Origin of the sequence: Peptoniphilus harei, assembly GCF_900454685.1 — a bacterium.
GTDB classification, from domain to species: Bacteria; Bacillota; Clostridia; order Tissierellales; family Peptoniphilaceae; genus Peptoniphilus_A; species Peptoniphilus_A harei.
In genome coordinates this window covers 1,029,526-1,042,147 of record NZ_UATM01000032.1, presented here as the reverse complement: position 1 = coordinate 1,042,147, position 12,622 = coordinate 1,029,526, and the positions used below count along the sequence as shown (strand labels likewise).

17 protein-coding genes and 2 other annotated features are annotated in these 12,622 nt (G+C 34.9%); of the genes, 2 read left to right on the top strand and 15 right to left on the bottom strand.

Annotated elements, in window-relative coordinates:
• Nucleotides 1–113: 113 nt before the first annotated feature.
• From DRZ96_RS06415 to thrS, 13 genes are all read right to left on the bottom strand, one after another.
• A complete protein-coding gene (locus DRZ96_RS06415; RefSeq protein WP_112890026.1) occupies nucleotides 114–293 on the bottom strand; it encodes a hypothetical protein in 180 nt (59 codons plus the stop codon).
• 900 nt (nucleotides 294–1,193) lie between these two features.
• Nucleotides 1,194–1,484 (bottom strand): rhodanese-like domain-containing protein, encoded by a 291-nt coding sequence (locus DRZ96_RS06410; protein ID WP_112890025.1) that lies wholly within the window; start codon nucleotides 1,482–1,484, stop codon nucleotides 1,194–1,196.
• Nucleotides 1,485–1,537: 53 nt separating this feature from the next.
• Nucleotides 1,538–1,915 (bottom strand): RidA family protein, encoded by a 378-nt coding sequence (locus tag DRZ96_RS06405; protein WP_112890024.1) that lies wholly within the window; start codon nucleotides 1,913–1,915, stop codon nucleotides 1,538–1,540.
• Between the two features lie 4 nt (nucleotides 1,916–1,919).
• On the bottom strand, nucleotides 1,920–2,264 hold the full coding sequence (gene rsfS / locus DRZ96_RS06400; RefSeq protein ID WP_112890023.1) for a ribosome silencing factor: 345 nt from the start codon (nucleotides 2,262–2,264) through the stop codon (nucleotides 1,920–1,922).
• 8 nt (nucleotides 2,265–2,272) lie between these two features.
• A complete protein-coding gene (locus tag DRZ96_RS06395; RefSeq protein WP_112890022.1) occupies nucleotides 2,273–3,151 on the bottom strand; it encodes an LCP family protein in 879 nt (292 codons plus the stop codon).
• Nucleotides 3,148–3,720: a bis(5'-nucleosyl)-tetraphosphatase (symmetrical) YqeK gene (gene yqeK, locus DRZ96_RS06390; RefSeq protein WP_112890021.1), complete on the bottom strand. Its 573-nt coding sequence runs from the start codon at nucleotides 3,718–3,720 to the stop codon at nucleotides 3,148–3,150. The genes DRZ96_RS06395 and yqeK overlap by 4 nt, the downstream gene beginning before the upstream one ends.
• Nucleotides 3,710–4,318, bottom strand: a complete 609-nt coding sequence (gene nadD, locus DRZ96_RS06385) for a nicotinate-nucleotide adenylyltransferase (protein ID WP_112890020.1) — start codon at nucleotides 4,316–4,318, stop codon at nucleotides 3,710–3,712. Before nadD ends, yqeK begins: the two co-directional genes overlap by 11 nt.
• The gene (gene yhbY / locus DRZ96_RS06380) at nucleotides 4,318–4,605 is read right to left on the bottom strand and encodes a ribosome assembly RNA-binding protein YhbY (protein ID WP_070702600.1); all 288 of its coding nucleotides are present in this window, start codon (nucleotides 4,603–4,605) and stop codon (nucleotides 4,318–4,320) included. The genes nadD and yhbY overlap by 1 nt, the downstream gene beginning before the upstream one ends.
• A 12-nt stretch (nucleotides 4,606–4,617) precedes the next feature.
• Complete coding sequence (gene obgE, locus DRZ96_RS06375; protein WP_112890019.1) at nucleotides 4,618–5,886, bottom strand: GTPase ObgE; 1,269 nt, start codon at nucleotides 5,884–5,886, stop codon at nucleotides 4,618–4,620.
• A 147-nt stretch (nucleotides 5,887–6,033) separates the two neighbouring features.
• Nucleotides 6,034–6,333 carry a 50S ribosomal protein L27 gene (gene rpmA / locus DRZ96_RS06370; RefSeq protein ID WP_019138550.1) on the bottom strand — a complete coding sequence of 100 codons (300 nt, stop codon included), beginning with the start codon at nucleotides 6,331–6,333 and terminating at the stop codon, nucleotides 6,034–6,036.
• Entirely contained in the window at nucleotides 6,326–6,664 is a 339-nt protein-coding gene (locus DRZ96_RS06365) for a ribosomal-processing cysteine protease Prp (RefSeq protein WP_112890018.1), read from the bottom strand. Before DRZ96_RS06365 ends, rpmA begins: the two co-directional genes overlap by 8 nt.
• On the bottom strand, nucleotides 6,664–6,969 hold the full coding sequence (gene rplU, locus DRZ96_RS06360) for a 50S ribosomal protein L21 (protein WP_112890017.1): 306 nt from the start codon (nucleotides 6,967–6,969) through the stop codon (nucleotides 6,664–6,666). Before rplU ends, DRZ96_RS06365 begins: the two co-directional genes overlap by 1 nt.
• A gap of 11 nt (nucleotides 6,970–6,980) precedes the next feature.
• Nucleotides 6,981–7,049: a sequence feature (ribosomal protein L21 leader region), on the bottom strand.
• Between the two features lie 463 nt (nucleotides 7,050–7,512).
• Nucleotides 7,513–9,423 carry a threonine--tRNA ligase gene (gene thrS / locus DRZ96_RS06355; RefSeq protein ID WP_112890016.1) on the bottom strand — a complete coding sequence of 637 codons (1,911 nt, stop codon included), beginning with the start codon at nucleotides 9,421–9,423 and terminating at the stop codon, nucleotides 7,513–7,515.
• Between the two features lie 40 nt (nucleotides 9,424–9,463).
• Nucleotides 9,464–9,642, bottom strand: a binding site (T-box leader).
• A gap of 168 nt (nucleotides 9,643–9,810) precedes the next feature.
• Between thrS and DRZ96_RS06350 the strand changes: the two genes are divergently transcribed.
• Nucleotides 9,811–10,065, top strand: a complete 255-nt coding sequence (locus DRZ96_RS06350) for a hypothetical protein (RefSeq protein WP_112890015.1) — start codon at nucleotides 9,811–9,813, stop codon at nucleotides 10,063–10,065.
• A 499-nt stretch (nucleotides 10,066–10,564) separates the two neighbouring features.
• Entirely contained in the window at nucleotides 10,565–11,068 is a 504-nt protein-coding gene (locus DRZ96_RS06340) for a hypothetical protein (RefSeq protein ID WP_112890013.1), read from the top strand.
• A 111-nt stretch (nucleotides 11,069–11,179) separates the two neighbouring features.
• Here the strand turns inward: DRZ96_RS06340 and DRZ96_RS06335 are convergent, their stop codons facing one another.
• Entirely contained in the window at nucleotides 11,180–11,866 is a 687-nt protein-coding gene (locus tag DRZ96_RS06335) for a DUF6873 family GME fold protein (RefSeq protein ID WP_112890012.1), read from the bottom strand.
• Complete coding sequence (locus tag DRZ96_RS06330) at nucleotides 11,863–12,609, bottom strand: TrmH family RNA methyltransferase (RefSeq protein WP_112890011.1); 747 nt, start codon at nucleotides 12,607–12,609, stop codon at nucleotides 11,863–11,865. The genes DRZ96_RS06335 and DRZ96_RS06330 overlap by 4 nt, the downstream gene beginning before the upstream one ends.
• Nucleotides 12,610–12,622: the final 13 nt, after the last annotated feature.

Below are 12,622 nucleotides of genomic sequence, written 5' to 3'. Positions count from 1 at the left end.
AGGTCAGCATTGATGTCGCCACCAACTAGGACACCTACAAAGCCGTGAACAGCATTTTTTGCATCGGCACTAGTAGATGTGTCTTCTGGTGCTGCAGCATCTCTTACAGCTACTTAATCTTTTTCTGGTGCAATTCCTAAGTCTGATCCACTTGCAGCTGCAACATGGTTTATTGCATTTTGTGTTTTTTCTACATCCGCAAAGACGTTATATGGGATAACGCTTGCTAGCATTACACCTGAAAGGGCATAGGCTGCCACCCTATTGGTGTTGAATTTCTTCTTTTTATCCATTTTTTCTCCTTTCATTATAGATTGGTTACTTCTTTTAATTTTTTAGTTTATATTTTGATTATATATTTCTACTTATCTATCTCGCTCCAAAGAGTTTTTTCATAATTAATAGTTTTAATTAACTATTAATTGAATAGACGAAATACTTTTATGATCTTCTATTCTTAATTAATAATTATAGCACACCTTAATATATTCAACTAGTCGTTTATCTTTAAAATTTACTGTTTTCTTGTTTTAAACTTCTTTTTAAAATAGTTTTTTCTATGGTGAAAACTGTTTTTATTTTATACAATTTTTTATTTCTCTATATAAGTTTTATCTATTTAAATTTAAGTTTAAAAATTTTTTTCTTACTATTCTTATTTAATTTCTCATGTATTACTTGTCATCAATTTTTGCAAATTTTTATTAGTTATAATTGTCCTGTGATTTTTAGCTTTGTTATGATCTTAAAAAAAATTTCTTCTATGTTAGATTTACCTTCAATACTTATCTTTATTTGAGTTAGTAAGAATTAGTTTTTTATTTCCTGAGTTTTTAAGTATCAATGACTTAATCTTTATAAATTTTTATTTTTAATTTATTTCTTGTCTCTAAGTCATAAAAAGATTTTAATTATTAAGAAATAAATAATTTTTTCTCAAGATTTATCTTTAAGTTATTAATAAATCTTTAAAAGTTTTTTCTTTGACTTTAATAAGTTCTAAGATCGAGCCTAATTAAATTTTAAGCAAAAAAATTCCCACAAGATTTGTCTTGTGGGATTTGTTTTTTCTATTAAATTTTCGTAAACTTTTTCTCTTCTTTTTCAAACTTATTACTGACTTCATGATATCTTATAAAGTCGAAAGTAATCTTTGAGCAAAAAATTTTTATGACTTTATAATTTTCTAGGACTTACTTAAAAAGCTCGCCCTTATAGTCTATTATGCCGCCGTCAAGGTTTATAGCCTCATATCCCAACTCGTTTAGATATTTTGCCACGTTGTAGGATCTAACTCCTGACCTGCAAAGGATATAGATTTCTCTTTCTTTTGTGATTTCGTTAAGTCTATTTGGGACCTCATTCATAGGGATGTGGATGGCGCCCTTTATGGTTCCTGTTTCTTCTAGCTCGTAGTCTTCACGCACGTCTATCACTATTGGGTCCACAATCCTATCTATTTCATTTACATTTATTTCTTTCATCTTGTCTACCTCTTTTTTATAAAAAAAGAACCCTCTCGGGTCCTCTTTAGAAATTATTTTACTGCTATTGCTTCGATTTCTAGAAGGCCACCCTTTGGTAGCTTTGCTACTTCTACGCAAGATCTTGCTGGTTTGTGGTTTGTGAAATATTCTGCATAGACTTCGTTTACTGCTGCAAAGTCATTTACATCGTCTAGGAAGATGTTAACTTTTACAACTTTTTCCATGCTTGAACCTGCTTCTTCTAGGATTGCCTTAATGTTGTCAAGACTTCTTGCTGTTGCTTTTTTGATGTCGTCTGAGATTAGTTCTCCTGTTTCTGGAACTAGTGGAAGTTGACCTGATGTGAAGATAAATCCGTTAACTTCTGTGGCTTGTGAGTAAGGTCCCACTGCTTCTGGTGCCTTGTCTGTGTGTAATGTTTTTACCATAATTTTATTCCTCCTCTTGTGGGTCTTGGTTTTCTTCCCACAATCTTTCTAGGTTGTAGTATTCTCTCTCGTCCTTGTGGAATACGTGGACTATTATATCGCCAAAGTCCAAGATGATCCATCTTGATGAGTTCTTGCCTTCTAGGTTTTGTGGTCCTTCTCCCTTTTCAGATAATTTTTCGTCAATTTCTCTTGCTAGGGCATCTACTTGTGTTGATGAGTTACCACTTACTATTACAAAGTAGTCTGCAATTGATGTCATACCTTGGATGTCTAGGACCTTGATGTCGATTCCCTTTTTGTCTTCACATGATTTCACTATGATATCTAATTTCTCTTGAGTTGTCATAAAACCTCCTATTTAAAATTATTTTCTAATAGCATTACTTGTATTTTATTTTCATTTGGCACGAAGTAGGACACTCCTCCCATGTATTTTGGTGTTCCTGGTAGGGTGTTGGTCACTATGTCTTCGCTTGTAATGTTACGCATTTTTGCTGCCATCTTTATGAGTTTCTTCACAGGTATATTGTTTTCTGTGTAGGATACATAGGATGATAGCAAGAGAGGTGACCTAACTAGAGTTTTTGGGTCTTTCATCTTGGATAGGATGGCTGACATAAATTGTTGCTGTGCCTTTACTCTTCCAAGGTCTGCATCCTTGTAGCCCTTCCTAAATCTCAAAAATCCTATGGCATCGTAGCCCTTTAGGTTTTGTCTGCCTGCCTTGATGTCTATTGTAAGTGGTGGGTCTGCTGTTGGGTCCTCGTACTTCATATCTATTGGGACGTCAACTTCTACTCCACCAATTTTGTCTACCACGTCTTCTACAAACCTGTAGTCTACTGTGACGTAATATTTTATGTCTGTCCCAAGGAGTTTGTTCACTGTGTCAAGGGTAAGTTCACTTCCTCCGTATTTGAAGGAGTGGTTGATTTTTGTCTTTTTGTAACCCTCGATCTTTGTGTAAGTGTCTCTTGGAATTGAAATTATATTTACTTTTCCTGTCTTCCCATCTAGGTTTACAACCATTATAGTGTCGGATCTTGCATTGTCTGCCTTCTTTGAGTCAAGGGAGTCCACTCCCAGCATCAAGAATTGTAGGTTTTCGCCGCCCTCATCAATTTTATCTGCATCTTCTCCTTCAAAGAAGTAGTAGTAGGCTGCAAACCCTCCTAGGGCAAGGATTATTATTAGTATTATTGTTGTAAAAAAAGCTTTAAAAAAAGTTTTCAAGGATTCAACTCCTTATAAAAATTTCTAGCTGTAACTGTTGCCGGCACAATATAGGTGTCGTGGTCAACTAAAAATTTTAATGTATTATTTAAGGCGAAATACATGGCTGCATCAAGGTCAACTCTAGCAAGTTCTCTTGCCCTTTCCACTCCGTCAAAGTTTCTCATGGGCTCAATGTAGTCTGCCAAGAAAATTATTTTTTCTAGGTCCGACATATTTGCCCTGCCTGTTGTGTGGTAAGTAATGGCATTTAGTATTTCTTCATCTTCTATTCCATAGAGGTCTCTGGCATAGATGGCCCCAAGATAGGAATGGATGATTTGGGGTGCCTTTAGCATCTCCTTTGTGAGGAGAAGGCCAGATTTTTTGGCAGCCTTTATAAGTTGTTCTTCATCTCTTATCTTGGCACAGTCGTGCAAAAACCCTGCCACTTCTGCCTTTTCTTGGTCTACTCCGTGGATCTTTGCTAGTTCAAGGGCAGTGTCTCTCACCCTAAGGGTGTGGAGAAATCTCTTTTCGCCAATCCTTTCACGTATTTCTTTTTCATATTTTTTAAGTTTATAGGTCACCTTTGTAAAACCCACTTTCTTCTATATAATCTAGAACTTTTTTTGGAATTAGATATCTGAGAGACTTGCCTTCATGAATTCGGTCTCTAAGGTCTGTGGAAGAGATTTCATAGAGTGGGGTCTTAATAAGATTTATCTTTGTCCCAAAGTTCTCTCTCAAAAAGTCTATCTCATTATTTATTTCTTCTTTGTCGATGTATCCTGGTCGTAAGGCAACTACAAATTCTATTTCTTGTGATAGGTCCCCTATCTTCTTCCAAGTCTTTAGTTGGAAGAGGGAGTCTAGGCCTATTAAGAAATATAATTTTTCTTCCTTGTAGATTTTTTTTAATTCCCTAATTGTGTCCACTGTGTAGGATAAGTTTACCCTAGTAGTCTCTATGTCAGATATTTCAAAGTCTGGGTTTGGGGAAATGGCAAGCCTTACCATCTCGTACCTGTCTTCTGCTGAAACCCCAAGGTCCTTGTGGGGTGGGTTGCCTGTTGGGATAAAGATCACCTTGTCCAGGCCCATCTCCTCCTTGATGTACTCACATATCATTAGGTGACCATAGTGGATGGGGTCAAAGCTGCCTCCAAAAATTCCGTACTTTTTCATTATAATTCTATTTGTTTGTTTTCTTTAGATTCCCTATAAATTGTAAGTTTCTTGCCAATTTTTTGGACAAATTCTGCCCCTGTTGCATCAAGAATATCATCGACAATTTCGTCAACTTCAACTGGTGCATTTTGTAGGACATTAATCTTTACAATTTCGTGGTCTTCTAAAAGTTTATCTATTTGATTTAAAAAACCTTGGTTGATCCCGTCTTTTCCTAGTTGGATAAGTGGATCCATGTTGTGGGCAAGGCTCTTTAAATAAGATCTTTCTTTTCCTGTTAACATTCTATCACCTGCTTATTCAAAAAATTCAAATTCGTATTCGCCAATAAATACTGAACAGCCATCGTGGGCCCCAAGTTCTTCTAGTTTTTCTACAACCTTATTCTTTCTAAGGTTTTCTTGGAAGTATTTAAGTGAATCGTAGTCGTCGAAGTTTGTGGAACGAAGGAGTTTGTCAATGTATGGTCCTTCAACAAAATATTCGCCATGTTCCTTGAAGACACTGATGCCTTCTTCTCTCTTAACTTCTTCTACGTGTACTATGTCGTAAGTTTCGTGGTCTTCGTAGTCCACTTCTTGAAGGAGCCTATAAGTTTCCTTCATTAACTTGTCTACATTTTCTGTTGTGGCACAAGAGCCAGCTATTATCTCGTACTTGTCCCCAAGTTCTTCTCTTAATTTTTCTAGGTTTTCTTCTGCTCCTGGGACATCTGTCTTGTTGGCAAAAATAATTTGCTTCTTTTCTCCCAGTTTTTCATTGTATCTCACAAGTTCTTCATTGATCTTGTGGAAATCTTCCACTGGATCCCTGTATTCTGAACCAGAAACATCTAGGACGTGGATTAAAATTCCTGTCCTCTCAACGTGTTTTAGAAATTCGTCTCCAAGACCAATCCCTTCTGATGCTCCTTCGATTAGTCCAGGTATGTCTGCTATAACAAAGGATTCGCCTTCATCAATTTTTACAACACCTAGGTTTGGAGAAAGGGTTGTAAAGTGATAGTTGGCAATCTTTGGCCTAGCAGATGTAACTATGGAAAGAAGGGTTGACTTACCTACGTTAGGAAAACCTACTAGTCCCACATCGGCAAGGAGTTTAAGTTCCAAGATTATTTCTCTTTCTTCTCCCATGTTGCCTGCTTGGGCAAAGGCTGGTGCCTGTCTAGTGGAAGTCTTGAACCTGGCATTTCCCATGCCGCCACGTCCACCCTTGCAGACAGTGACAGACATATTATTTTCCTTTAGGTCGTAGATAACTCCATTAGTGTTGGCGTCCCTAATTAGGGTTCCAACTGGTACCTTTAGGATAATATCTTCTCCATCTTTTCCAAATTTTAACTTGCTCATACCATTTTGACCATTTTCGGCTTTGTATTCTCTTTTGTATCTAAAGTCCATCAAAGTGTGAAGTCCAGAGTCTGTCATTACAATTACATTGCCACCTCTGCCTCCGTCGCCACCAGCTGGTCCTCCTGCTGGTTCGAATTTTTCTCTTCTCCAAGCGACAGCGCCATCTCCACCTTTTCCGGCCTTTAATTTTATTTTAGCTATATCTATAAACATTTTTACCTCGCATTTTCTAAAATTATATCACAGAATTAGCACAGAATTGTAGTGAAAACTTGAACCTTATGTCAAATATGTAAAATCTTTGTGAAAATTAGACTTTACTCTTAAAAAAATAAAAGCAAGGTTTCCCTTGCTTTATCTTTATGCTAATTCAACTTTTTCTTCTTGGTAAACATTAGCGAATTTCTTTCCGCCTTTGCCCTTAGTTGTGAATCTTAAAATTCCATCAGCTGTTGCAAATAAAGTGTCATCTGACCCTTTCATTACATTTTCACCTGGATGGATTTTTGTTCCTCTTTGTCTAACGATGATGTTACCTGCTAGAACAAATTGTCCGTCGCCTCTCTTAACTCCAAGTCTCTTTGAGTTTGAGTCACGACCGTTCTTAGAAGAACCTGCTCCTTTTTTAGAAGAAAAAAGCAATAAATCAAATTTAATCATTTTGCACCTCCACCTTCTTTAGTGTCAAATATCCTGGATAGGCCTCGTCAATGAGTTCTATCCCCTTAATCATAAATTCAAAACAAGTTTGAATATCATTTCTTTTAAAAATTTCACTTTTTAAAATTTCTATTTTTAACAGTCCGTCGCCCTGTGTGTCACTTATGTCACTTTCGCTTATCCCCAACTTTTCAATCAAGGTAAAGTATAGGGTTTGAGTGAGAGTGGATATGCTGGAGCAGACAAGTGTGTCAAAATCTCCTTCTGCGTGGCCACAAGACTTAAATCCATAGTAATAATCGCCCTTTTTGTAAAGGTCAATCCTAGTCATTAGTTAATACCTGTGATTTCAACTAAAGTGTATGGTTGACGGTGACCCTTTTTCTTTCTTTCATTTTTCTTAGCTTTGTATTTATATACAACAACTTTTTTAGCTTTATCTTGAGCTAGTACCTTAGCTTCAACCTTAGCACCCTCTACATATGGAGTACCAACTTTTGGTTCGTCACCTGATACAAAAACAACCTTGTCAAAAGTTACAACGTCGCCTTCTTTTGCATCTAGTTTTTCAACTCTAATTTTGTTACCAGCTTCAACAGTATATTGCTTTCCGCCTGTTTCAATAATTGCGTACATTTGTAGCACCTCCTCATTACAAGACTCGCCATCCTAGGCACCGAAGTTTTAAAACCTATTCTGTGCGGTTACATCAATGTATTTTATCACATGAATATGGGTTTGTAAAGAAATTTTATAAATATTTATGGCCTTAGTTTTTTTATTTTATAAAAATTTATGAGCTTGTAATTGCTTCTTACTTTATAAAAATTTATGAGCTTACACATATTTATTAGTTAATAAATTTTTAACAAATCACAATAAACTCAAGCTTTATAAATTTTTGTCAAGTCATAAAAAATTAATACCCTATAATTATTTATCAGTCCATAAAAACTTGTGACTTTGTAATTATTTGTGATTTTAGCATAAAAAATAATTTGCTTAGACTATTGCAAATTAAAAACCTCTTGCCAAGAATATCCTAATGGAAAACTTCAATTTTTGTAATGAGATATTCGGGCATGAGGGTTTTTCTTAAATCTAAAAGTCCACAAAAATAGCAGGCCCTTTAGACCTGCTGTGATTTTATCTTTTATTTATAAGTTTTTCAAGTATAACTTATTCAGTTATTGTCTTGTTTTTAATTTCTTCTTTAAGTGATGCTATAAATTCATCTACATCAACATCTTGAACTTCTTCGCCGCTTCTCTTTCTAACAGAAAGCTTGCCAGAAGTTTCTTCTTTTTCACCAATTACTAGCATGTAGTTGATCTTCTTAACTTGTGCTTCTCTAATCTTGTAACCAACTTTTTCAGTACGTCCATCTAGGTGAACCCTAAGTCCTTCTGCGTGAAGTTTATCTGCAAGATTTTGTGCATAATCCTTGAACTTGTCAGATACAGGGATAACTTCAACTTGAACTGGAGATAACCATAGTGGGAATTTACCAGCAAAGTGTTCGATTAGGATACCCATAAATCTTTCAACTGATCCAAGTAGGGCCCTGTGAAGCATAACTGGTCTTTGTCTTTCTCCATTTTCATCAACGTAAGTTAAGTCAAAGTTTTCTGGAAGTTGGAAGTCAAGTTGGATTGTACCACATTGCCAAGTTCTACCAATGGCATCTTCTAGGTGGAAGTCAATCTTAGGACCATAGAAAGCTCCGTCGCCTTCGTTAATTGTGTATGGAAGATTTTTTTCTTCTAGGGCTTCTTTTAGGTTCTTTTCTGCAAGGTTCCAAGCGTCAAGGTCTCCCATGTAGTCATCTGGTCTTGTAGAAAGTTCAATTGAATATTTAAATCCAAATGTTGAGTATAGGTAATCTGCAAGGTCAATCATCTTGAATACTTCGTCTTTAACTTGTGAGAACAAGCAGTAAACGTGAGCATCATCTTGAGTAAATGTTCTTACTCTAAATAGGCCGTGTAGGGCTCCAGAAAGTTCGTGTCTGTGAACAACACCATATTCTGCAAGTCTAATAGGAAGGTCCCTATAAGAGTGGTTGTTGGAATTGTAAACAAGGATTGAGCCTGGGCAGTTCATTGGTTTAACTGCGTAGTCGCCGTCATCAATCTTTGTGAAGTACATATTGTCCTTGTAATGGTCCCAGTGGCCTGATCTATGCCATAGGGCTTCATTAAGGATAATTGGAGTTAAGATTTCTCCGTATCCATTTTCATTTAGAACTCCCCTCCACCAATCAAGTAGAGTGTTTCTTAAAATCATTCCATTTGGATGGAAGAATGGGAAGCCAGGTCCTTCTTCGTGCATGCTAAAAAGGTCAAGTTCCTTACCAAGTTTTCTGTGGTCTCTCTTTTCAGCTTCTTCACGTCTTTCAATGTATTCGTCTAATTGTTTTTGTTTTTCAAAGGCAATACCATAAATTCTTTGTAGCATCTTATTGTCAGAGTCCCCTCTCCAATAAGCACCTGCTATTGAAAGAAGTTTAATAGCCTTGATTTTTTTAGTTGAAAGAAGGTGAGGTCCCTTGCAAAGGTCAGTGAAGTCACCAATCTTATACATTGTGATTTTTTCATCTTCTGGAAGGTCATTTATTAGTTCAACCTTGTAGTCTTGATTTTTTTCTTTGAAGTAAGCTAGGGCTTCTTCTCTTGAAATTTCAATTCTTTCTACTGGAAGGTCCTTCTTAGCAATTTCCTTCATCTTGTCTTCAATTGCCTTGAAGTCTTCTTCTACAAATCTGTGTTCAAGGTCAAGGTCGTAATAGAAGCCTGTTTCAGTTGAAGGTCCAATGGCAAATTTTGTATCTGGGTAAAGTTCTTGGATTGCATAAGCCATAATGTGGGATGCAGTGTGCCAGAAAATTTGCTTTCCTTCCTTGTCTTCAAATTTTACAACTTTGAAGTCGCTATCTTCATAAACCTTGTCGTCAAGGCCAAGGATTTCACCGTTAACTACTGCTCCAAGAGATTGTCTTAAAAGACCTTGGGATATGTCTCCAGTAATTTCAGATACCTTTACTCCGCTTTCATATTCTTTTTGTGATCCGTCTGGGTACTTTATAATCATTTTATCCTCCTAAAAATTAATAATAAAAAAAGCCACCATCCCAAAGGACGATGACCGTGGTTCCACCTTAATTAAACTCTAGGGACTTAACGCGTCCTGACGCCATAGTTTGCTATGGGACTCCAAGTTAGTTTTCAAAAATATAAAATTGGAAACTTTCACCAGCCATTTCCTCTCTTAGAATTTTATAGATCCTACTCTTCTTATCAAAGTCTCTTTTAAAATTGTTTCTATAATAACACAAAGTTTTTATATCTTCAAGAATAATTATAAGAGAAATTATCATTTCTCTCGCTCCTATATATTACCCAGGAGAATTTATTTAAAACAAGATTTTTATTATTTTTTTGATATAATTTAAGAAGAAATAAATATTTGGAGGTAATTATGAAAATAAAAACTAAAAAGAGAATTGTATTAACCTTATTATTTCTTATTCCAATCCTATTTAGACTTTATACAGCCTTAAGTGAATTTTATGGTTTTTATCGTAGCTCAGACAGTAAATTTAGTTTTATATTTTATTTTCTTGACTATTTAGGAAATAGTGTAAGTTCAGCTTTTTATTGGTATCCACTAATTGCCTTATCACTTATTTACCTAGATTTAATGATTAAAGACCATTTTGATAAGAAAGAATAAAAATTATACAAAAGATAATTTATCTAAATTTCAATATAAGGTAAAACTACATTTTAAAAAAAGATTTTTGATATAATTTAATAAATTTTATTTATGGAGGGGCTTATGAAGGACAAGTTAAAATATTTTATCATTACTCTTATTGTTATGGGATCTGTTCCCATTCTACCTGTCTTAGAAGATAATTTTTATGGATTCTTTGCATTTATAAATTTTTATGGGCTCAGCTCCTTTGTCTTGCCACTTCTGATTTCTTTGCCCTTAATTTATAAAAATAAAAGTTTTTATTTTTTCTATGTCTTCCTTATACCAGTCCTCTACAATAACTTTTTTATTATTTATTTTTTCAAAGTCGTGGACTACTCCTTCACTTCAATTATATTTTTTGTACTTGGCCTGGTCTTGTCTCTTTACTTATTAAAGGTCAATAAAAAAAAACTCCCTAAGAGGAGTTAAAATTATTTTATATAATAATCCTTTGAGGAGATGTAAAAGTAAAATGGACTACAAAACTCAAATTAAAATGTTCAAACACCTAATTCCTATTGGCGAGAGAGATTCAAAAGACCTTATATCTTATCTCAAAAATAAATTTGATCTTGTTGAAATTGATTTTTCAGAATTACCTTCCTATAAGAGGAATATGCTTAGTGAAAATGCAAAGCATTTCGTGGGAAATGTTAAGTTAAATGTTGAGATAAAGGACATGTCCTTTCGTCTCTTTAAAATTATAGAAAATGAAAAAAGTATAGAATATGTAGATCCACGAGAGGCTGAGTATGGTGATTTTCTTTTTCTTATACTTGAAGAAAAGACTAAATATATGTCTTCAAATAGTGGTAGACTTCTAACAGAGATGATTTACATTTCTGGCATTTCTGAGGAATCTTACCTTGAAGAAGATTATGTATTTAAAGATTTGCTTTCTAAGTTAATGTTTGATTACCTTGATGACAATAAATTTTTATATGAAAAAATTATTAACAAAAAAATAAATAGATAGTATATGTTTATAAATATCCTAATAATTATATTATAAATAAAAGATGGTATTAAAGAAGGGAATTAACCCTTCTACATACCATCTTTTATATTTTCCATTTTTACAAAAGTTTTAAATAATATAAATAGAACCGTAATCTTCTATTGGGTCTTTGGACAAAATTTCAATTTCATAATCATACTTATTAATAATTTTTAAAATTTCTTCATGGGATGAATGATGAGAAAAGTCTCCTGTGAAGAATATTTTTTTGCCCAAGACTCCAGTAGCACCTCCAATAAAACCATAGTTGAAGTTTTGGAGTTTAATTTGTCCATGGTCTATCTTATAAATGGGAATCAAGTCCTTTAGGGTCCCGTAGATTCCTCCGTCGCTTGTGATGACAAAGTCCTCGGTTACAAGACAGGAGCATTTTGCATAACCCTGCTTTATATTTACCAGGTCGTAGCCACGATTTTTATAGTAATCTAGGATGACTTGGTCTGTGTGCCTTAAGTTGTGGATGAAAAAATTTTTAAAGACAAAGGCATTTAAGTGAATGTCCCCTGGGTATTTTGCCGATAAAGATGAATGAGATGGAAGAACTTTTTTGTCCTTAAAAATCTCTTTATAATAGTCAAAATTATCTCTGTCAACAACAAAATCGCCATTAGGAAGTGGATGGACCAAAATGTCTGGGTGGGTATCAAGTCCTCTTAATACTCTTGTGTTTGCCTTGGTCCTCACCACTTGTCCATAGGCTTTTAATTTCTCTGCAGCTTTTTCTGGAAAGTTCTCTGCCACTAATACGTAGGTCATTTCATCATCTCGTAAATTATAATTGATGCTGCAACATTGGCATTTAAAGAATCTACCTTAGGAGAAATTGGAATATTTAAAAATCCCTTTGCATGGGACATTAAAAAGTCTGAAACCCCCTTGGCTTCATTTCCAATTACAACTATGTCTTTGTCCTTGAAGTCGTAGTCTCTTGTGGAAGTAGAATTTTCTAATGAAGTTGCAATAATATTGAAGTCTAAATCAACCAAGTCTTCCCTACTCATAAAGTAAATTGACAGCCTAAAGATAGAAGACATAGAGGACCTCACAGTCTTTGGATTGTAAAGGTCGCAGGATTCAGGAGAGATTATCAGGCCGTCAAGTCCCAGGGCATCGGCTGATCGTATTATTCCCCCAAGGTTTCCCGGCTCCCTTATGTCGTCAAGGTAGAGAAATTTGCCTGAAGTCCTGTCAAAGTCCCTGTGAAGATAGGAATAATAGGCTATGATGCCAGGAGATGTTACTGCATCGCAAAGATTTTTGAAAATATTGTCGGAAAAGACAAAAATCTTGTCTTGGTCCAGGTTTTTTATAATATTTTCAAATTTATTTGAACTGTAGGCAGACTCACTTAGGGCAAGATACTTAATTTCAAAGCCCTCGGCCTCTTCAATAACCACAGGCTTCTCCACCATAAAGAGTTTATTCTCTTGCCTGTGCTTTTTCTCTAAAAGTCCCTTTAAAAATTTGTATGTATTGTTGTTTTTACTAGTAATTATCATTTTTTCCTCATTT